The following is a 20574-nucleotide window of genomic DNA, read 5'->3' as shown; positions in this document are numbered from 1 at the left end:
CCCGCATGCGGCCGCGTCCACCCGCTTACCGTCCTTCTCCAAGACCTCCATCGCATCATGTCCCTGCAGCTTTCCCACGCCGCGCTGCTGCGCGGCCAGAATCTGATCGGCGCCCAGTGGCAGCCCGCCGCGAGCGGTGAGCGCCTCGATGTCACCAATCCCGCGAACGGCGCGACGCTGACGCAGGTGGCGGACAGCGGCGCCGACGATGCGCGCCGCGCCGCAGATGCCGCGCACGCGGCCTTCACCGACTGGAGCCGCCGCCCGGCCCGGGAGCGCGCGCGTCTGCTGCAGCGCTGGCATGCGCTGATCCTCGAGCACCAGGAAGACCTGGCTCGCATCATCTCCGCCGAGCAGGGCAAGCCGATGCACGAGAGCCGCGGCGAGGTGCAGTACGGCGCCGCGTACGTCGAATGGTTCGCCGCCGAGGCGGTTCGCATCTGCGGCGACATCGTGGCCGAGGCCGTGCCGGGCCGAAAGATGCTGGTGCTGAAGGAACCGGTCGGCGTGGTGGCGGCGATCACGCCGTGGAACTTCCCGCTGGCGATGATCGCGCGCAAGATCGCGCCGGCACTGGCGGCCGGCTGCACGGTGGTCGCCAAGCCGGCCGAGGACACGCCGCTGACCGCGCTGGCGCTCGTGTATCTGGCCGAGCTTGCCGGCGTGCCCGCGGGCGTGCTGAACATCGTCACCGCCTCGCGCGAACGCACGCCCGAAGTCGTCGACGTCTGGCTCGCCGACAGCCGCGTGCGCAAGATCACGTTCACCGGTTCGACCCCGGTCGGCAAGCATCTGGCGCGGGAGTCGGCGCCGACGCTGAAGAAGCTGTCGCTGGAGCTCGGCGGCAACGCGCCCTTTATCGTGTTCGAGGATGCGGACCTCGACGCCGCGGTCGAAGGGCTGATGGCATCGAAGTTCCGCAACGGCGGCCAGACCTGCGTCTGCCCCAACCGCATCTACGTGCACGAGGCCGTCCACGACGATTTCGTCGAACGGCTGGCGCGCCGCGTCGAGGCGCTGAAGGTCGGCCCCGCCAGCGAGGAGGGCTCGCAGATCGGCCCGATGATCAATGCGCGCGCGGTCGACAAGATCGCCCGCCATGTCGAGGATGCCGTGGCCCGGGGCGCGCGCGTCGTCACCGGCGGCAAGCGCGTGCGTATCGCGGACGGTCCGCATTACTACGCGCCCACCGTGCTGGTCGGCGCCACGCCGCAGATGGCATTGTCCTGCGAGGAAACCTTCGGCCCGGTCGCGCCGATCTTCCGCTTCGCGAGCGAGGACGAGGTGATCGGCCACGCCAACGACACGCCGTTCGGCCTGGCCGCCTACTTCTATTCGAACGATGTGCGCCGCATCTGGCGCGTCGCACAGGCGCTGGAGACCGGCATCGTCGGCATCAACGAGGGCGCCATCGCGGCCGAGGCGGCGCCGTTCGGCGGCGTCAAGGAGTCCGGTTACGGCCGCGAGGGCTCGCGCCATGGACTGGACGATTATCTGCATTTGAAGTATTTGTGCCAGGGGCAACTGGACTGAGGCCGGCCGCAGCCATACAACGCCGCAGGCAACCGTACAAGGCCGTACGACGCCGTACAAGGCTCGGTCGCCAGGCCCATCGAACCCGCATTGCTTTGACAGGACCCGTCATGCCCGCATCCAATCCCTTCAAGACCGCATTGGCCGCCCGCCGGCCGCAAATCGGCCTGTGGCTGTCGATGGCCGACCCGTATCTGGCCGAGGTTGCAGCCACGGCCGGCTTCGACTGGCTGCTGATCGACGGCGAGCACGCCCCCCAACGATGTGCGCAGCATCCTGGCCCAGCTGCAGGCGGTCTCCGCCTATCCGAGCGCGCCGGTCGTGCGCGCCGTGGCGGGCGATGTCCCGCTGATCAAGCAGCTGCTCGATATCGGCGCGACCACGCTGCTGGTGCCGATGGTCGATACCGCCGAGCAGGCGCGCATGCTGGTCAGCGCGACGCGTTATCCGCCGCAGGGCATCCGCGGCGTCGGCAGCGCGGTGGCGCGGGCCTCGCGCTGGAGCGGCCGTGCAGACTATCTCGATGTCGCTGACGACGAGGTCTGCCTGCTGGTGCAGGCCGAGACGGTGACCGCGCTGGCGAATCTGCAAGAGATCTGCGCGGTCGATGGCATCGACGGCGTCTTTATCGGACCGGCCGATCTGGCCGCGTCGATGGGGCATCGCGGCAATCCCGGCCACCCGGAAGTGCAGGCGGCCATCGAGAACGCGATGCGCACCATCGTGGCCAGCGGCAAGGCCGCGGGCACGCTGACGTCCGATGCCGCACTGGCGCGGCGCTATCTGGAGCTGGGCTGCACCTTCGTCGCCGCTGGCGTCGACGTGCTGCTGTTCGCCAAGGCCGCGCGCCAGCTGGCCGCTTCCTTCCGCGAGGACGGCGCCGTCCCCGCACAACGGCCCTCCGCCGCCTACTGAACGCTTTTGCCGCTTCCTTCGCATCATGTCCCTGGATAGTTCCACTCGCGACGCCACGCTGCGCGCCCTGCAAGCCATCGTCGGCGACAACGCCTGCCTCGTCGCCGACGCCGATACCGAGTCCTATGTCACCGATTACCGGCGCATCAGCCGCGGCAAGGCCAGCGTGGTGGTGCTGCCGTCGAGCACCGAGCAGGTCGCCGCGGTGATGGCGTGGTGCCATGCGCACGACGTGCCCGTGGTGCCGCAGGGCGGCAATACCTCGCTGATGGGCGGCGCGGTGCCGGACACGCGCGGCGATGCCGTGGTGCTGAACCTGAGCCGCATGAACCGCGTGCTGGCGATCGACACCGTCAACGACACGCTGACGGTGCAGGCCGGCGTGACGCTGGCCGCCGCCCGCGCCGCGGCCGAGGAGGGCGGGCGCCTGTTTCCGCTGCGGATCGGCTCCGAGGGTTCGTGCCAGATCGGCGGCAATCTGTCGACCAATGCGGGCGGTACCGCGGTGCTGCGCTACGGCAATATGCGCGATCTGGTGCTCGGCATCGAGGCGGTGCTGCCCGATGGGCGCATCTACTCGTCGCTGCGCGGCCTGCGCAAGGACAACACCGGCTACGACTTGAAGCACCTGTTCATCGGCGCCGAAGGGACGCTCGGCATCATCACGGCCGCGGTGCTGAAGCTGATGCCGCAGCCGCGTGCGAGCGCGGTGGCCTTCGTCGCGGTGGCGTCGCCGGATGCGGCCGTGCGCCTGCTGGGCGAGGCCAAGCGGCTGTCGGGCGGGGCCGTCACGGCCTTCGAGCTGATTTCGGGCCCGGCGCTTGACCTGGTGCTCGACTATCTGGGCAATGTCGCGTCGCCGCTGGCGCAGCGGCACGAGTGGATGGTGCTGATCGAGTTGAGCTCGGGCGCGGACGCCGCCAGCCTCGAGGCGACGCTGCTGGAAATCCTCGAAAGAGGCTACGAACAGCAGCTGGTGCAGGATGCCGCGATCGCGGCCAGCGTCGCCGACGCGCAGACCTTCTGGCGCATCCGCGAGGAAATCTCGGACGCGCAGACGCGCACCGGCGGCAGCATCAAGTGCGATGTGTCAGTGCCGCTGTCGCGCATCGCGGACTTCGTCGACGAGGCCTCGCGCCGCGTGCTGGAACTGGTGCCCGATGCCCGCATGGTGATCTACGGCCATATGGGCGACGGCAACGTCCACTTCAATCCGCTGCGGCCGAAGGACGCCGACGCGAAGGCCTTCCTCGCGCAGTGGTACAAGCCGGTATCCGATCTGGTCGATGGCCTCGCCCACGGCGAAGGCGGCTCGATCTCGGCCGAGCATGGCATCGGCGCGGTCAAGCGCGACGATCTGCGGCGCTACAAGTCGCAGGTCGAGCTCGAGCTGATGTGGCAGGTCAAGCGGGCGCTGGACCCGAAGAATCTGCTGAATCCGGGCAGGGTGTTGCCGGCGATGGGCGAGGGCGGCTGAGGTTTCGGACCGCTGCCCCTGGCATCCGGGCGGCGGTTTGAGCCGGCAGGGCTAGCCGGCAGGTTCAAGCTGGGCTGTTCAAGCGGGCACGCTCAGGGCGAGACGTCCGAACCGCCACGTTCGAGCCGGCACGTTCAAGCCGGCTCGGCCGCCGGCTCCGACAGCCGCAGCGTGCGCAGCACCGCCTTGGCCACGCCATACGCGCTGCCCGGGTTCTGTCCGGTGATCAGGCGCCCGTCCTCGACCACATAAGGCGCGAACGGCAGCATTGCCTTGCTGTATTGCGCGCCGCGCTTGCCGAGCTCCTGTTCGAGCCCGAACGGCACCGCAAAGTCGCGCTTGGCCATGATCTCCTCGTTCCACGAGAAGCCGGTCACGCGCTTGCCCTGCACCAGCAGCTCGCCATTGCCGAGCCTGACGTCCAGCAGCCCGGCCGGACCGTGGCAGACCGCGGCCACGACGCGGCCCTGCTCGTACATCGCCGCGATCAGCCGCGCCAGCGGCTCGCAACCCGGGAAGTCGAACATCACGCCATGCCCGCCGGTCAGGTAGATGGCATCGAACTCGCCTGGATCGATCGACGCCACGTTGACCGTGTCGTTCAGCAGGTCCATGAAGATCCGGTCCTCATAGCGTTTGAAAACACTGCTGCGCATGCCGGCACTTCGTGCAAGTTCCGACAGCATCAGGCTCTCGGGATCGATCGGGATCATGCCGCCCGACGGCGACGCCAGCTGCAGCGTATGGCCCGCTTCCTCGGCCACATCCCAGAAGTGCGTGAGTTCGCTGAGCCACAGGCCGGTACGAAAGCCCACCTTTTGATACTGGTCGACGTTGGTCGCGACCACCAGGATTCGGCGTTGCGCTGGCATGGGTGCCTCCTGTTTTTCGGGGGGAAGTTCGAAAGCTGCAAGAAGCGTTCCGCATGGCAAGCGATACGGTGGCGCTTGTCCGAGAATCGCCGCTTTGTGCCTCGTTCAGGGGGCCATTGCAAGGACCAGCCCGTGGCACGACCTTACTTCCCGCCTGTAGCGGTCGAGGGCGAGCTCATCGATTTCGCACACCTGGAGCCGTTTTCTTTGGCAGTTGAAAGCCGCCTCGCCAAGAAGACGCTTCGCATGCACGTCACCTTTTCGAATCATTGCTTCACGAAAAGGTGCCTGGATGAGATGCCCGGTTCAAGACGCCCTATCTTTGACGGCACCACGAACCGGCCACGTGCCTTTTGTCCGGCGCGCTACCGCCTGTCCCGAAAGCTTCCCAGTGTGATCCGTGCGCTCAATCATCCGAAGGCGAAAGTGTGGCAAACGTCGTCGCGACGTAACTGGGCCTACTCGATGACCGTAGAGGGCCCCAAAGGTCCATATCACGTGTTCTTTGAAGTCCGCCGACCCGTGGCAGACCGGAGGCGGTCCCAGGATCTGAATCTGATCGTGGAGAGCGCCTACCACCAGACCGAAAGGGCGCCGGTCCTTCTTGGTTCCATCGGCTTCGTCTTGCTGTGTGGAAAGGTGTATCTGGGCCACCCAGTCGCGACCAAAAGGTAGGCGAACAGTAAAAAAGGCGCCACTGGGGCGCCTTTCTGTGCAGCAGATCCGGACACCACTTTCGACCCGCCTTGCGCGAGTACGGCTTTCGCCGCTGGGAAGCGCTCGATCTCATCCGGTCAGTCGCTTCGATCCAACGAATCTAAACGAGTTGGGCAATCCCGTCAATCGCAGCAGGGAGCGAAGCTGGCTAAAAGATGCGGGTTAACCCTTGCTCACGTAAACTCTATTTTCATGGCACGGCTATTGCGTGTAAATTTGTTTACATCGATAGCCGTTCACCGGATGCACCAATTTGCGTCCGGCCCACCGCAGAGCCATGACTGCTTCCCGTCCGGACCCGGCTGCCAGGCCGGCCGATTCCGTGCCAGACGCCATGCCGGAGACCACGGTCTCCCAGCGCATCGCGAAGGTGTTTCCGTCGCTGACGCCGGCGCACCAGCGCATGGCGGATTACGTGCTGGCGAACCCGTTCCGCGCGGCGACGATGCGCATCGACGAGTTCGCGCAGGCGGTGCAGGTGTCGGTGGCGACGGCGAACCGCTTTGCCCATGCGCTGGGCTTCGACGGCTACCCGCAGTTCCGCGCCGAACTGGTGCGCGGTTTCGAGGCCACGCTGGCGCCGGTCGAGAAGCTGCGCACCGAACTGGAGCGCCCGGCCACCGTCACGGAAATCATCGCCGCCTCGCTGGAGGAGAACGAGCGCAACCTGCAGGCGACCCGCCGCGCGCTCGATGCCGATGCCTGCGAACGCGCGGTGACGGCGATCCTCGAGGCCGAGCACGTCTATGTGCTGGGCTTCGGCGCGAGCGGCTATCTGGCCGGCCTGCTGCAGCACGGGCTCGACATGTACTGCCGCACGGTGATCACGGTCGCCGGCGTCGGTGGTGCGTCCACGGCGGCGCGGCAGCTGTTCAAGCTGACCAGCCGCGATCTGGTGATCCCGATCGCCTTTCCCCGCTATGTCTATGACAGCGTCGAGCTGACCGAGCGCGCCCGCGCCCACGGCGCCCGCATCCTGGCGCTGACCGACGGACCGACCTCGCCGCTGGCGCCGTTTGCCGATATCGCGCTCTACGTCAGCGCCGGCCGGCAGCTGTCGCCGAACTCGGATGCGGCCGTGCTGGCGATGATCGAGGCGCTGTGCGGCGCGGTGGCACACCGCGCCACCGGCTCGGTCAAGGCCGCCGCCGACATGACCGAATTCGTGCTGCCCTGGCTGCATCAGACCCACGCCCGCGGCGACTCCAGCCGCACCGCCGCGGCCGGCGACACCCAATCCAAGCCCCGTCCGGGCTCCGGCAAGGCGCCACGGCGCCGGCGGCCGGACCCCGGCACCGAATAACGCCCCCCGAGCCTTACCCAGTTGCCTGCCGTGCAGGCCGACCAAGCACCATGAACGCAGACCGATCGACCTCCAAGCCCACGGCCGTGATCGCCATCCATGGCGGGGCCGGCACCATTACCCGCGCCGCGATGGACGCGGACAAGGAAGCCCAATACATCGCCGCGCTCGAACAGGCCCTGCGCGCGGGCCAGCGCCTGCTGGCCGATGGGGCCAGCGCGGTCGAAGCCGTGACCGAAGCGGTGCGGCTGCTCGAGGACTGCCCGCTGTTCAATGCCGGCAAGGGCGCCGTGCTGACCAACGCCGGCACCTATGAGCTCGACGCCGCGGTGATGGACGGCGCCACCCGCGACGCCGGCGCGGTGGCCTGCGTCAAGCGCCTGCGCAATCCGGTGCTGGCGGCGCGCGCGGTGATGGAGCGCAGCGAGCATGTGCTGTTCGCCGCCGACGGCGCCGAAGCCTTCGCGCAGGCGCAGGGCCTGCCGCTGGTCGAGGCGGACTACTACTACACGCCGGAGCGCCACGCGCAATGGCAACGCGCCCGCGCGGGCAGCGGCATGGCCCTGCTCGATCACGACGCCGCCGCGCTGGCCGCGCGCCCCGACGCCGATGAGGCGGGCGGCGAGCCGCTCGATCCCGGCACCAAGTTCGGCACCGTCGGCGCGGTCGCGCTCGACGCCCAGGGCCGGCTCGCCGCGGCAACGTCCACCGGCGGCATCACCAACAAGCAGCTAGGCCGCGTCGGCGATACGCCGGTGATCGGCGCCGGCTGCTATGCCGACGAACTGGTGGCGGTGTCGACCACCGGCACCGGCGAGATGTTCATCCGCGCCGTGGCGGCCTACGACATCTCGGCGCGCATGCGCTATGCCGGCAGCTCGCTGGAGGCCGCGACGCACGCGGTCGTGATGCAAAGCCTGCCGGCGATCCAGGGCCGGGGCGGGCTGGTGGCGATCGACGCGGCCGGCAATGTCGCGCTGCCGTTCAACACCGAAGGCATGTACCGCGGCCATGCCCGCGTCGGCGAGCCGGTCCACGTGGCGATCTACCGCTGACCCCATGCCCGCAGGTTTCGAGGAACACTCCATGGCTACATCGACTTCCGCGTCTTCCGCGCCTTCCGCATCCGGCCTGGCGCTGCCGCCGCAGCGCGTCGTGTCCGTCAACGACCTGACGGTGCGCTTCGCCACCTCCGAACGCACCGTCGAAGCCGTGCGCGGGCTGTCCTTCCATATCGACCGCGGCGAAACGCTGGCCGTGGTCGGCGAGTCCGGCTCGGGCAAGTCGGTGACCTCGCTGGCACTGATGCGCCTGGTCGAACATGGCGGCGGGCGCCTGGCCAGCGGCAGCATGCTGCTGCGCCGCCGTGGCGGCGAGGTGCTCGACCTCGCCAGCGCGGACAGCGGCACGATGCGCGGCATCCGCGGTGCCGATATCGCGATGATCTTCCAGGAGCCGATGACCTCGCTCAATCCGGTGTTCCCGGTCGGCGAGCAGATCGCGGAATCGATCCGCCTGCATCAGAACAAGAGCCGCGCGGCGGCCCGCGCCGAGGCCCTGCGGATGCTCGAACTGGTGCGCATCCCCGAGGCGCGCCGCGTGCTGGACCGCTATCCGCATCAGCTGTCCGGCGGCATGCGCCAGCGCGTGATGATCGCGATGGCGCTGTCGTGCCGGCCCGCGCTGCTGATCGCCGACGAGCCGACCACGGCGCTGGACGTCACCATCCAGGCCGAGATCCTGCAGCTGATCCGCAATCTGCAGGCCGAGATGCAGATGGGCGTGCTGTTCATCACGCACGACATGGGCGTGGTGGCCGAAATGGCGGACCGCGTGCTGGTGATGTACCGCGGCGAGAAGGTCGAGGAGGGCGAGGCGCCGACCGTGTTCGCGCGGCCCGCGCATCCCTACACGCGCGCACTGCTGTCGGCGGTGCCCAAGCTGGGCGCGATGGCGGGCACCGATTTGCCGGCCAAGTTTCCGCTGGTGCGCGTCGAGGGCGGCGATGGGCATGCGGGTGCCGATGTCCGCGGCGATACGCCGGCCGCGGCGACGCGTCCCGATGCCTCGGCCCAGCCGATCCTGCGCGTGCGCGATCTCGTGACCCGCTTCGACGTGCCGGGTGGGCTGTTCGGACGGCCGACGCGCCGCGTGCATGCGGTCGAGCGCGTCAGCTTCGATCTGTATCCCGGCGAGACGCTGGCGCTGGTCGGCGAATCGGGCTGCGGCAAATCGACGACGGGCCGCTCGCTGCTGCGGCTGGTCGACAGCCAGAGCGGCACCATCGAATTTGCCGGCCAGAACATCGGCGAACTGTCGGGGCCCGCGCTGCAGAGCCTGCGCCGCAATATCCAGTTCATTTTCCAGGACCCGTTCGCCTCGCTCGATCCGCGCGTGCCGGTCGGCTATTCGATCATGGAGCCGCTGCTGGTGCACAAGGTCGCCAGCGGCAAGGAGGCCGAGCAGCGCGTGGCGTGGCTGCTCGACAAGGTCGGCCTGTCGCCGACCCATGCCGCCCGCTATCCGCACGAGTTCTCGGGCGGCCAGCGCCAGCGCATCTGCATCGCGCGCGCCCTGGCGCTGAACCCGAAGGTCGTGATCGCCGACGAGTCGGTGTCGGCGCTGGACGTCTCGATCCAGGCGCAGATCGTCAACCTGATGCTCGACCTGCAGCGCGAGATGGGCATCGCCTTCCTCTTCATCTCGCACGATATGGCGGTGGTCGAACGCGTCAGCCATCGGGTCGCGGTGATGTATCTGGGGCAGATCGTCGAGATCGGCCCGCGCCGCGCGATCTTCGAGAATCCGCAGCATCCCTATACGAAGAAGCTGATGTCCGCGGTGCCGGTGGCCGACCCCGCGCGCCGGCATCTGCGGCGCGAGCCGCAGGCCGACGAGCTGCCGAGCCCGATCCGCGCGATCGGCGACGAGCCGGTGGTGCAGCCGCTGGTGGCCGTCGCCCCGGACCACTTCGTTGCCCGGCACGCCGTGGGCGGCGCCTATTGAGCCAACCCGTATCGAGTCGAGCCGAATTGAGTCGACCCGAATTGAGTCAACCGTATTGAGCCAACCCGGGCTGCAAGGCCGCCAAGAGCCGACCCAGCCCCATCACCCTGCCAGTCTTACCAAGGAGAATCGACAATGATGCAAGCCAGTTTGTCCCGATGTGGCGCGGCGCGCCTGTTTGCCGGCGGCCTGCTGATGGCCGCGTTTGCGGCCGGACCGGCCTTCGCCGCCAAGGATGCGGTGATGGCGGTGGCCTCGACCTTCACCACGCTCGATCCCTACGATTCGAACGACACGCTGTCGCAGGCGGTTTCCAAGAGCTTCTACCAGGGCCTGTTCGGCCTGGACAAGGACATGAAGCTGGTCAACGTGCTGGCCGACAGCTATGACGTCAGCAAGGACGGACTGGTCTACACGATCAAGGTCAGGAAGGGCGTCAAGTTCCACGACGGCACCAGCTTCGACGCCACCGCGGTCAAGGCCAACCTGGACCGCGTCACCGACCCGGCCAACAAGCTCAAGCGCTACACACTGTTCAACCGCGTCGCGCGCACCGACGTAGTCGACCCGACCACGGTCAAGATCACGCTGAAGGAGCCGTTCTCGCCGTTCATCAACGTGCTGGCGCATCCGTCGGCCGTGATGATTTCGCCGGCCGCGCTGAAGAAGTACGGCAAGGACATCGCCTTCCACCCGGTCGGCACGGGCCCCTTCGAATTCGTCGAGTGGAAGCAGCCCGACCACCTGCGCGGCAAGAAGTTTGCCGGCTACTGGAAGAGCGGCCTGCCGAAGATCGACACCATCACCTGGAAGCCGGTGGTCGACAACAACAGCCGCTCGGCCATCATGCAGACCGGCGAGGCGGACTTCGCCTTCAGCATTCCGTTCGAGCAGGCCGCGGTGCTCAAGGCCAGCCCGAAGGTTGATCTGATCGCCGCGCCGTCGATCATCCAGCGCTACCTGTCGCTCAACACGCAGGTCAAGCCGTTCAACGATCCCAAGGTGCGCCAGGCGATCAACTACGCGATCAACAAGCAGGCGCTGGCCAAGGTGGCGTTCGCCGGCTATGCGGTGCCGGCCGAAGGCGTGGTGCCGCCGGGCGTCGATTTCGCGGAGAAGCTGGGCCCGTGGCCGTACGATCCGGCCAAGGCCCGTGCGCTGCTGAAGGAGGCCGGCTATCCGAACGGCTTCGAAACCACGCTGTGGTCGGCCTATAACCACACCACCGCGCAGAAGGTGATCCAGTTCGTGCAGCAGCAACTGCAGCAGGTCGGCATCAAGGCCTCGGTGCAGGCGCTCGAGGCCGGCCAGCGCGTCGAGAAGGTCGAGAGCGTGCCCAAGCCGGAAGACGCGGGCGTGCGCATGTACTACGTCGGCTGGTCCTCGTCGACCGGCGAATCGGACTGGGCGCTGCGTCCGCTGCTGGCGTCCGAATCGATGCCGCCGAAGCTGCTGAACACGGCGTACTACAAGAGCGACCAGGTCGATGCCGATATCGCCGGCGCGCTGCGCACCACCGATCGCAACGAGAAGGCGCGGCTGTACAAGGACGCGCAGCAGCGCATCTGGGCCGACGCGCCGTGGGCCTTCCTGGTGACCGAGCAGGTGCTGTATGCCCGCAGCAAGCGGCTGAGCGGCGCCTACGTGATGCCCGACGGCTCGTTCGAGTTCGAGAACATCGATATCAAGGGCAGCTCGCAGTAAGCCGCGCAGCGCCGCCCGCCCCAGGTATGCGGGGGCGGGGCGGGCGGCCGGCGGTCTTTGCAGCCACCCTCATTGCCATTGTTGCAAGCCCCCCCGGTGTCCGCGCCGATCGCACCCCTGATCGGCGCAGACCCACGGAGTCGTCATGTTGAATTACTTTCTGAAGCGCGTGTTGGGCGTGGTGCCGACGATGCTGATCGTCGCGGTGCTGGTCTTCCTGTTCGTGCACCTGCTGCCCGGCGATCCGGCGCGGCTGGCCGCGGGGCCGGAGGCCGATGCCGCCACCGTCGAACTGGTGCGCAAGGACCTGGGCCTGGACAAGCCGCTGCACGAGCAGTTCGTCACCTTCTTCGGCAATGCGCTGCAAGGGGAATTCGGCACCTCGCTGCGCACCAAGCGTCCGGTCAGCGAGGAGATCGGCGACCGCTTCTATCCGACGCTGTGGCTGACCGTCGCCTCGATGCTGTGGGCCGTGGTGTTCGGCATGCTGATCGGCATCGGCTCGGCGGTCTGGCGCAATCGCTGGCCCGACCGCATCGGCATGACGCTGGCGGTGTCGGGCATCTCGTTCCCGGCCTTCGCGCTCGGCATGCTGCTGATGGAGATCTTCTCGGTCCAGCTCGGCTGGCTGCCGTCGATCGGCGCGGAAAGCTGGAAGCACTACATCCTGCCGTCGCTGACGCTCGGCGCCGCGGTGGCCGCGGTGATGGCGCGCTTTACGCGGGCATCGTTCGTCGAGGTGCTGCAGGAGGATTACGTGCGCACGGCGCGCGCCAAGGGCGTGCGCGAGTCGCTGGTGGTCGCCAAGCACTGCCTGCGCAACGCGATGATCCCGGTCGTCACGATGATGGGCCTGCAGTTTGGCTTTCTGCTCGGCGGCTCCATCGTCGTCGAGAAGGTGTTCAACTGGCCCGGCCTCGGCCGGCTGCTGGTCGATGCCGTCGAGATGCGCGACTACCCGGTGATCCAGGCCGAGGTGCTGCTGTTCTCGCTCGAATTCATTCTGATCAATCTGGTGGTGGATCTGCTGTACACGGTGATCAACCCCACCATCCGATACAAGTGAGGCCGTCCATGACCGAGCTATCGACCGTGGCCAACGAGGCCGCCGTGCCGGGCGCCGCGGCGCAGGCCGAGCCCGTGCGCACGCCGTGGAGCGAATTCTGGCGCAAGTTCCGCCGTCAGCATCTGGCGCTGGCCGCCGGCGTGTTCGTGATCCTGCTGGTGATCGTCGCCGTGCTGTCGCCGCAGCTGGTGCCATACGATCCCGAGAACTACTTCGACTATGACGCGCTGAACGCCGGGCCGTCGGCGGCGCACTGGTTCGGCGTCGATTCGCTGGGCCGCGACATCTTCAGCCGCATCCTGGCCGGCACGCGCATCTCGCTGGCCGCCGGCTTCTTCTCGGTGATCGTCGGCGCCATCGTCGGCACGCTGCTGGGCCTGCTGGCCGGCTACTACGAGGGCTGGTGGGACCGGATCGTGATGCGGATCTCCGACGTGCTGTTCGCGTTTCCGGGCATCCTGCTGGCGATCGGCATCGTCGCCATCCTGGGCAACGGCATGGTCAACGTGGTGTTCGCGGTGGCGATCTTCAGCATCCCGGCGTTCGCGCGGCTGGTGCGCGGCAACACGCTGATGCTCAAGCGCCTGACCTATATCGAGGCCGCGCGCAGCATCGGCGCGTCCGACTGGACCATCCTGATGCGGCATATCCTGCCGGGCACGATCTCGTCGATCGTCGTCTATTTCTCGATGCGGATCGGCACCTCGATCATCACCGCGGCCAGCCTGTCCTTCCTGGGCCTGGGCGCGCAGCCGCCGACGCCGGAGTGGGGCGCGATGCTGAACGAAGCGCGCGCCGACATGGTCACCGCCCCGCATGTGGCGATCTTCCCCAGCCTGGCGATCTTCCTGACCGTGCTCGCGTTCAACCTGCTGGGCGACGGGCTGCGCGACGCGCTCGATCCGAAGATCGACCGTCGCTGATGGGGATCGTTGCGATGCCTGATGAACCTGCCGTCGCGACGGGCTTGCCGCCACCGGGTTTGCCGCCGCATATCGGCGAGCTGCCCGCCGGCGCGCGCAATGCGATCACCGATGTGCCGGGCGTTCGCGTGGGCCATTGCACGCTGGCCGATGGCGCGGTGCAGACCGGCGTCACCGTGGTGCTGCCGCACGCCCGCGATCCGTATCTTGACAAGGTGCCGGCCGCGGCCGCGGTGCTCAATGGCTTCGGCAAGAGCATCGGGCTGGTGCAGGTCGACGAGCTCGGCGTGCTGGAGACGCCGATCGCGCTGACCAACACCTTTGCGGTCGGCGCGGTGGCGCAGGCGCAGATCCGGCAGGCGATCGCGGCCCACGCCGAGATCGGCCGCGGCTGGCCCACCGTCAATCCGCTGGTGTTCGAATGCAATGACGGCTATCTGAACGACATCCAGGCGATGGCCATCGGCGAAACGCACTATCTGCAGGCCTGCGCCGCAGCCGGCGCCGATGTTGCGCAGGGCGCGGTCGGGGCAGGGCGCGGCATGTCGGCGTTCGGCGTCAAGGGCGGCATCGGCACGGCGTCGCGGGTGGCGGGGCCTCACCGCGTGGGTGCGCTGGTGCTGGTCAACTACGGCACGCCGGCGATGCTGACGGTCGCCGGCAGGCGGGTCGGTGCCGAACTGGCGCAGCGGCTGGCCGCGCCCTCCGCGACGGACGCTACTGCAACGGACGCCGCCGCAACGAACGCCGCCGCAACGGACGCTGCGCCCGCTGCAACGGACGCGGGGCGGGCCGCAACTGGCGCCGCGCAGACTGCCGCTGACGCCGCGCCGGAGAAGGGCTCGATCATCATGATCGTCGCCACCGACGCGCCGCTCGATTCCCGCCAGCTGGGACGGCTGGCGCGGCGCGCCGGCGCGGGGCTGGCTCGCACCGGGTCGGTCTACGGCCATGGTTCCGGCGATATCGCGCTGGCCTTCAGCACCGCCTACACCGTGCCGCACGACGCCGCCACGCCGATGCCTGCCATCGCGATGGTCCACGAAACCGCGCTCGATCCGCTGTTCCACGCCGTGGCCGACAGCGTCGAGCAGGCCATCCTGCATGCGCTGTGGCATGCCGAGACCGTCAGCGGCCGCGACGGCCATTGCCGCCGCAGCCTGCTGTCGTGGATGCCTGAATTGAATTCCGCCGACTGAACCGCGCACGCCGCCGCTGCGGTCGGCGCGCGCCATTCCTGCGTGCGTCGCCGCTGCGTTTTGCGCGCGCCATTCCCATGAAGATCCTGATTTCCACCGATATCGAGGGCGTCGCCGGCGTCTTCCATCCCGAACAGACGCGCCCGGGCAATGGCGAGTACGAGCGTGCCCGTGCCTGGATGACGCGCGAGGCCGATGCCGCCGCGCGGGGCGCCTTCGCTGCCGGGGCCGAGGCCGTCTGGGTCAACGACTCGCATGGCGGCTTTCGCAACCTGCTGCCCGACCTGCTGGACCCGCGCGTGCGCATCGTGCTCGGCAAGCCGCGCTACGCAGGCATGATGAGCGGGATCGAGCAGGATTGCGACGGCGTGCTGATGATCGGCTATCACGGCCGCGCGCAAGGCCGCGGCATCCTGGCGCATACGATCAACAGCAGCGCGTTCGCCAGCGTGACGATCGGCGGCATCGAACTCGGCGAAGCGGGGCTGTACGCCGCGCTGGCGGGCGAGGCCGATGTGCCGGTGCTGATGGCGAGTGGCGACGATGTCTTCGTCGAGGAAACGTCGGCGCTGATGCCGTGGGTGCGCTACGTGGCCACCAAGCGCGCGCAGGGGCAGGGCAGCGGGGATTCGATGACGCCGGCGGCTGCGTGCGAGGCGATCGGCGCGGCCGCGCAGGCCGCGGTCCGCGCGCTGCGGGCCGATCCGGCCGCGGCCCGACCCTTCACCATTCCTGGCCCAGTCACGTGCCAATTGCGGACCCTGACGCCCGCGCACGCCGACCTGTTCTGCCAATGGCCGACGCTGCGGCGGCTCGATGGCGTCACGCTGAGTTTCGATGCGCCCAGCGTGACCGACGCGGTGCGCATGCTGAACTGCCTGTCGGCGATGTCGTTCATGCTGCGCTAGCGGCGAATGGGGCAGCGTGGGTTTTCTCCCCTCTCCCGCTTGCGGGAGAGGGGCGGGAGAGAGAGCAAACGGCAGCCGCTATGTCGCTGCAGTTTGAAACCACCTCCTTCTCCCCAACCCTCGCCCCCGTGAGGGGGGAGGGAGAATTCCGCCGGCAAGAATCAGTGCCAGCGGTCCGCCGGCGCCCGGCCTCAAGCCACCGGCAACGTCTTGCTGAACACGCTGACGCCATCGAGGTCGCGCAGGTCCACCGTCAGCGCCTTCGTCGACGGATCGATATTGACCTCGCCGAAGAACTGGAAGCCCGAGTAGGGCGACAGGTTCGCCTGGCCCGCGGGCGGCGCCTTCTGGAAAACCAGCTGCGGGCCGAAGGTGGCGTCGAGCTGGTTGGGGCCGAAGGTACCCGCGTTCAGCGGGCCGGCGACAAATTCCCAGAACGGCGAGAAGTCGGTGAACTGCGCCTTCGACGGATCGTAGTAGTGCGCGGCGCAATAATGCACGTCGGCGGTCAGCCAGACCACATTGGGCACGCCCTTGATGGCGCGCAGCAGCCGCGCGGTTTCCAGCTCGCGGCCCAGCGCGGCGCCGTCGTTGCCGTTGGCGATCGCTTCCCAGCGGGCGTTGCCGGCGGCGTCCTTGCCGTCCGGCACCCACAGGCCGATCGGCATGTCCGCGGCGATGATCTTCCAGGTGGCCTGCGATTGCTTGACGCCGTTGACCAGCCATTCGAGCTGCTCGTTGCCGAGGAAGACCGTGTCGCCGTTCTCGGTGGTCTGCAGGTTGGCGGTATTGGCGCCGCGATACGTGCGCATGTCGAGGACGAACACGTCCAGCAGCGGCCCGTAGGAAACCTTGCGATAGAGCGTCTGCTCCGCCGCGGTGCTGCCGATCCGCATCGGCGCGTATTCGCGGAACGCCTGGGTGGCGCGGGCCACCAGCGTGGCGATGTTCTTCTCGGTGTAGCGCGCGTCGGCGCTCAGGTCCTTGGTGGGCGACCAGTTGTTGGTGACCTCATGGTCGTCCCATTGCCAGATCTGCGGCACCTCGGCGGAGAAGCGGCGCACGTTCTCGTCCATCAGGTTGTAGCGGTAGCGGCCGCGGTACTCGTCCAGCGTCTCGGCGACCTTGGAGACCTCCGGCGTCACCAGGTTCTTCCACACGCGGCCGTTCTCGGCGGTGGCCTCGGCCAGGATCGGGCCGTCCGCGTAGATGGTGTCGCCGCTGTGCAGGAAGAAGTCCGGCTCGCGGCGGCGCATCGCCTCGAAGATCTTCATGCCACCGAACTCGGTATTGATGCCCCAGCCCTGGCCAGCGACGTCGCCGCCCCAGACGAAGCGCACGGGGCGATTGGCGTCGGTACGCGGGATCGTGCGGAACTGGCCCGGCACCACCACGCCGGTCGCGCGCGGATTGTCGATGCTGTCACAGGCGACGCGCAGGAAGATCGATTCGCCGGCCGGCAGGCCTGACAGTTCCACGCGGCCCGTGAAATCGGACGCGGCGCTGACGGTGGGGCCGAGCACCTTGCGCGGATTGCGGAAGCTGTCGGTGGTGTCGTACTCCACGCGCAGCTGCGCGGCGCGGTCGGCGCGCGCCCAGATCACCGCGCGCCCGTCGCCCACATCGCCGATCTGGATGCCGTACGGCAGCTTGGGCCGCTCGCTGTCGGGCACGATGACCGCCGGCGCCTCGGGCGAGTCGTCGGAGCCGCAGGCGGTCAGGCCGAGGCTGGTGCCGAGGCCGAGCGCGCCGGTATGGATCAGGAAACGTCGACGGGGGGTAAGGGGATCGGGTCATGTCCTGCCTCTCGGGTGTGGGGGAAGGGAAAGGCAGGACCTTAGCGGGCGATTGCGAAAGAATGATGAAAGCCCGCGCTGGCCGGGGCAGGCGTGCGGCAGGCGCGCAGCAGACGCGAGGCAGCGGGATGGCATGGTCGTTGCGGAACACCAGTTCCTGCGTACCAACGATCAAGGAGATGGAGATGAATCCCTCGCAACCCGGCACGAATCAGGGCGGTGCCAGCATCGTAGGATCGGGCGTCGGCGAAGGCCCCGGCCCGGAAGTGATGGCGGCCTCCAGCCTCGAGGACACCAAGGTCTATTCGTCCGACGGCGAGCACGTCGGCGAGATCAGCGAAATCATGCTCGACGTGCCGCGCGGCCGCATTGCCTATGCCGTGCTGACCACCGGCGGCTTTCTGGGCATGGGCGACACGTTGCACGCGATTCCGTGGAACGCGCTGGTCATGGATACCGACGAGAAATGCTTCCGCCTCGGCATCACGGCCGACCGGATCAAGTCGGCGCCCGGCTTCAACAAGGACCAGTGGCCGCGCATGGCGGACCCGCAATGGGGAACGCAGCTGCACCAGTACTACGAGCGCGAGCCGTATTGGCTGTCCGGCGGCGGCACGCTGTGAAATCGGCGGCGCGCACCGCGTGGGAACCATGCGGGCGCGTCGTTCTTACAGCGGCATGTAATTCCGCAATGGGGGAACGCGCCCGCAAGCGGCGCGCCCCAGGTTATCGGCAGTCCCCGCTAGATCACCCCTGGCCGCGCAACGCGGCCAGTTGCGTGGCGGGGTGTCGTCGCTGTGCCAGCGAAGCGGGCGTCAATCGAGGCGCGTGCCGGTCGCCTTGACCTGCGCGGCCCACCACGCGGTCTCGCTGCGGATCTGCGCCGCGAACGCTTCGGGGCTGTTGCCGACAGGCTCGGCGCCGAGTTCGATCACCCGCTTGCGCATCTCCGGCTTGGCCAGGATACGGGCGCAGGCTTGATGCAGCTTGTCGATGATTGGCTTGGGCGTGCCGGCCGGCGCCATCAGACCCTTCCACGCGGTGACCAGATAGCCCTTGACGCCGGCCTCGTCGAAGGTCGGCACATCGGGCAGCGCGGCGGCGCGCTTGTCGCTGGCGACCGCGATCGGCCGCAGCTTGCCCGCCTGCACCTGGGCCAGCAGCGCCGGCATGTTGTCGATCATCAGGTCGATATGGCCCGCCATCAGGTCGGCGACTGCGGGGCCGCTGCCCTTGTACGGCACGTGCTGCATCTGCAGGCCGGCGGTGCGGTTCAGCAGTTCGCCGCCGAGATGCGCAACGGTGCCGTTGCCGGGCGAGCCAAACGACAGCTTGCCGGGATGGCTGCGCGCATAGGCCAGGAACTCGGACAGGTTGCGCACCGGCAGCTGGGCCTTCACCGCCATCAGGTTGTGCTCGCGCGCCAGTACCGTGACCGGTGCCAGATCGCGCGCGGGATCGAACGGCATCTTGCTGTACAGGCTCGGATTGATCACGGTCGGCCCGGCCGCGGCGAGCAGCAGCGTGTAGCCATCGGGCGTCGCGCGCGCGACGCTCTCGCCGGCGATATTGCCGCCCGCGCCGGGCTTGTTCTCGACCACCACCACCTGGCCCAGCTCTGTCTTCAGGCGATCGGCGAGCAGGCGCGCCAGGATATCGGACGAACCGCCGGGTGCGAACGGCACCACCAGACGGATCGGCTTGCTGGGATAGGGCGCTTCGGCGCGGGTCGCGCCGCTCAGCGTGGCGGTGCCGATCGCCAGCGCCATGGTGGCGACAAGGGTCTTGAACATGGTGTCTCCTGTTGTGTTTTATCGGCCGGGCCGCTGGATCGAATGTCCGATCAGGCGTCCGATGAAGCGTCCGATCCAGCGGCCGATCAAGCGCCGGCTTGCGCCAGCGTGCGCTTGGCGATATTGAGCTGGTGGATCTGGCTGGTGCCCTCGTACAGGCGGAACAGCCGCACGTCGCGATAGAAGCGCTCGATGCCGTAGTCGGCGATATAGCCGTAGCCGCCGAACATCTGCACGCAGCGGTCGGCGACGCGCCCGCACATCTCCGAGGCGAAGTACTTGCAGATCGACGCCTGCATCGTCACGTCCTCGCCGCGGTCGCGCTGCCGCGCGGTCTCCAGCACCAGCGCGCGGGCCGCGTGAATCTCGGTCTGGCAGTCGGCGATCATCGCCTGCACCAGCTGGAAGCTCGACAAGGGTTCGCCGAACTGCTTGCGGGTGCTGACGAAGCGGATAGCATCGTCGAGCATCCGGATGGCCGGGCCGATGCACAACGCCGACAGATGGATGCGCTGCTTGTTCAGCACCTTCATCGCCGTGCGGAAGCCCTGGCCCTCGACACCGCCGATCAGGTTGGCGGCGGGCACGCGGCAATCGTCGAAATGGACCTCCGACACGGGCGAGCCTTCCTGGCCCATCTTGCGGTAGGCCGGCCCGGTACTCAGGCCCGGCGTGCCGCGCTCGACCAGGAAGGCCGAGATGCCGGACGCGCCGGTGGTCTCGGGATCGGTGCGCGCCATCACCGTGAACAGTCCGGCGATCGGCGCATTGGTGATGAAGCACTTGGTGCCGTTGAGCACATAGTGGTCGCCATCGCGGCGCGCCGACGTGGTCAGCGCCGTCGCATCCGATCCGGCTTCCGGCTCGGTCAGCGCGAACGAGCCGGTGATCTCGCCGCTCGCCAGGCGCGGCAGATAGCGCTGCTTCTGCTCGGGCGTGCCGTCGGCGACCAGCGCTTCCGAACCGATGCCGGTATTGGTGCCGACGCGCGCGCGGAAGGCCACCGAGCACTGCGACAGCTCGATCGCGGCCAGCACCAGCTCCTCGGTCGTCATGCCGGCGCCGCCGTAGGTCTCCGGAATGGAGAAGCCGAACAGCCCGATGTCGGCCATCTCCCGGACCAGGTCGGCCGGCACCTCGTCGCGCGATGCCACCTCGGCCTCGCGCGGCACCAGGCGCTGCTGCACGAAGCGGCGCAGTTGCGCCAGAAATGCGGGATAGGTCTCGGGGTCTCGGATCATCGTGATGGCTTCCTGTTTCGGTTGGCAGTGGACCGGGGGACATGCCGGTGGTCCGGCATCGGAGTGGAAGGCAGCGTAGCAATGCGGGCGGAAATAGTGGATCGTTGTTTCGCTATCTTGA

The 20574-nt window shown here is 68.2% G+C and carries 16 protein-coding genes and 1 pseudogene; 13 read left to right on the top strand and 4 right to left on the bottom strand.

The window, feature by feature from the left end; translation table 11 throughout:
* The first annotated feature begins 57 nt into the window (after positions 1 to 57).
* The 3 genes and pseudogenes from OJJOAM_RS24285 (at position 58) to OJJOAM_RS24275 (ending at position 3925) form a co-directional block, all read left to right on the top strand.
* Positions 58 to 1533: an NAD-dependent succinate-semialdehyde dehydrogenase gene (locus OJJOAM_RS24285; protein WP_422650155.1), complete on the top strand. Its 1476-nt coding sequence runs from the start codon at positions 58 to 60 to the stop codon at positions 1531 to 1533.
* Positions 1534 to 1643: 110 nt separating this feature from the next.
* Positions 1644 to 2448: pseudogene (gene hpaI / locus OJJOAM_RS24280) on the top strand (4-hydroxy-2-oxoheptanedioate aldolase).
* 25 nt (positions 2449 to 2473) lie between these two features.
* Positions 2474 to 3925 (top strand): FAD-binding oxidoreductase, encoded by a 1452-nt coding sequence (locus OJJOAM_RS24275; protein WP_422650154.1) that lies wholly within the window; start codon positions 2474 to 2476, stop codon positions 3923 to 3925.
* Positions 3926 to 4059: 134 nt separating this feature from the next.
* Here the strand turns inward: OJJOAM_RS24275 and OJJOAM_RS24270 are convergent, their stop codons facing one another.
* Positions 4060 to 4797, bottom strand: coding sequence for a type 1 glutamine amidotransferase domain-containing protein (locus OJJOAM_RS24270; protein WP_422650153.1), 738 nt, complete (start codon positions 4795 to 4797; stop codon positions 4060 to 4062).
* 132 nt (positions 4798 to 4929) lie between these two features.
* Here OJJOAM_RS24270 and OJJOAM_RS24265 point away from each other — a divergent pair, with 132 nt between their 5' ends.
* The 9 genes from OJJOAM_RS24265 (at position 4930) to OJJOAM_RS24225 (ending at position 15623) form a co-directional block, all read left to right on the top strand.
* A complete protein-coding gene (locus OJJOAM_RS24265) occupies positions 4930 to 5472 on the top strand; it encodes a hypothetical protein (RefSeq protein WP_422650152.1) in 543 nt (180 codons plus the stop codon).
* A gap of 376 nt (positions 5473 to 5848) precedes the next feature.
* Positions 5849 to 6817: a MurR/RpiR family transcriptional regulator gene (locus OJJOAM_RS24260; protein ID WP_422650151.1), complete on the top strand. Its 969-nt coding sequence runs from the start codon at positions 5849 to 5851 to the stop codon at positions 6815 to 6817.
* A 50-nt stretch (positions 6818 to 6867) separates the two neighbouring features.
* Positions 6868 to 7872 (top strand): isoaspartyl peptidase/L-asparaginase family protein, encoded by a 1005-nt coding sequence (locus tag OJJOAM_RS24255; protein WP_422650150.1) that lies wholly within the window; start codon positions 6868 to 6870, stop codon positions 7870 to 7872.
* 31 nt (positions 7873 to 7903) lie between these two features.
* The gene (locus tag OJJOAM_RS24250; RefSeq protein WP_422650149.1) at positions 7904 to 9823 is read left to right on the top strand and encodes a dipeptide ABC transporter ATP-binding protein; all 1920 of its coding nucleotides are present in this window, start codon (positions 7904 to 7906) and stop codon (positions 9821 to 9823) included.
* Between the two features lie 135 nt (positions 9824 to 9958).
* Positions 9959 to 11527, top strand: a complete 1569-nt coding sequence (gsiB, locus tag OJJOAM_RS24245; RefSeq protein WP_422650148.1) for a glutathione ABC transporter substrate-binding protein GsiB — start codon at positions 9959 to 9961, stop codon at positions 11525 to 11527.
* A 145-nt stretch (positions 11528 to 11672) separates the two neighbouring features.
* Positions 11673 to 12593, top strand: a complete 921-nt coding sequence (gene gsiC / locus OJJOAM_RS24240) for a glutathione ABC transporter permease GsiC (protein ID WP_422650147.1) — start codon at positions 11673 to 11675, stop codon at positions 12591 to 12593.
* 8 nt (positions 12594 to 12601) lie between these two features.
* Positions 12602 to 13516 (top strand): glutathione ABC transporter permease GsiD, encoded by a 915-nt coding sequence (gsiD, locus tag OJJOAM_RS24235; protein ID WP_223819641.1) that lies wholly within the window; start codon positions 12602 to 12604, stop codon positions 13514 to 13516.
* Between the two features lie 14 nt (positions 13517 to 13530).
* Entirely contained in the window at positions 13531 to 14715 is a 1185-nt protein-coding gene (locus tag OJJOAM_RS24230) for a P1 family peptidase (protein ID WP_422650146.1), read from the top strand.
* Between the two features lie 77 nt (positions 14716 to 14792).
* Positions 14793 to 15623, top strand: coding sequence for a M55 family metallopeptidase (locus OJJOAM_RS24225; RefSeq protein WP_422650145.1), 831 nt, complete (start codon positions 14793 to 14795; stop codon positions 15621 to 15623).
* Positions 15624 to 15814: 191 nt separating this feature from the next.
* Here OJJOAM_RS24225 and OJJOAM_RS24220 read toward each other — a convergent pair whose 3' ends face one another.
* Positions 15815 to 17296, bottom strand: a complete 1482-nt coding sequence (locus tag OJJOAM_RS24220) for an alkaline phosphatase D family protein (RefSeq protein ID WP_422650144.1) — start codon at positions 17294 to 17296, stop codon at positions 15815 to 15817.
* Positions 17297 to 17604: 308 nt separating this feature from the next.
* Here OJJOAM_RS24220 and OJJOAM_RS24215 point away from each other — a divergent pair, with 308 nt between their 5' ends.
* Positions 17605 to 18042 (top strand): PRC-barrel domain-containing protein, encoded by a 438-nt coding sequence (locus tag OJJOAM_RS24215; RefSeq protein WP_422650143.1) that lies wholly within the window; start codon positions 17605 to 17607, stop codon positions 18040 to 18042.
* A gap of 192 nt (positions 18043 to 18234) precedes the next feature.
* Here the strand turns inward: OJJOAM_RS24215 and OJJOAM_RS24210 are convergent, their stop codons facing one another.
* Both OJJOAM_RS24210 and OJJOAM_RS24205 read right to left on the bottom strand, forming a co-directional pair.
* Positions 18235 to 19212 (bottom strand): Bug family tripartite tricarboxylate transporter substrate binding protein, encoded by a 978-nt coding sequence (locus OJJOAM_RS24210; RefSeq protein ID WP_422650142.1) that lies wholly within the window; start codon positions 19210 to 19212, stop codon positions 18235 to 18237.
* Between the two features lie 86 nt (positions 19213 to 19298).
* Positions 19299 to 20453 (bottom strand): acyl-CoA dehydrogenase family protein, encoded by a 1155-nt coding sequence (locus tag OJJOAM_RS24205; protein ID WP_422650141.1) that lies wholly within the window; start codon positions 20451 to 20453, stop codon positions 19299 to 19301.
* Positions 20454 to 20574: the final 121 nt, after the last annotated feature.

The organism is Cupriavidus sp. H18C1 (genome assembly GCF_049311595.1).
Classification (GTDB): domain Bacteria; phylum Pseudomonadota; class Gammaproteobacteria; order Burkholderiales; family Burkholderiaceae; genus Cupriavidus; species Cupriavidus cauae.
Note: the sequence above shows the minus strand (reverse complement) of the source record. Positions and strands in the feature narration are given on the sequence as shown.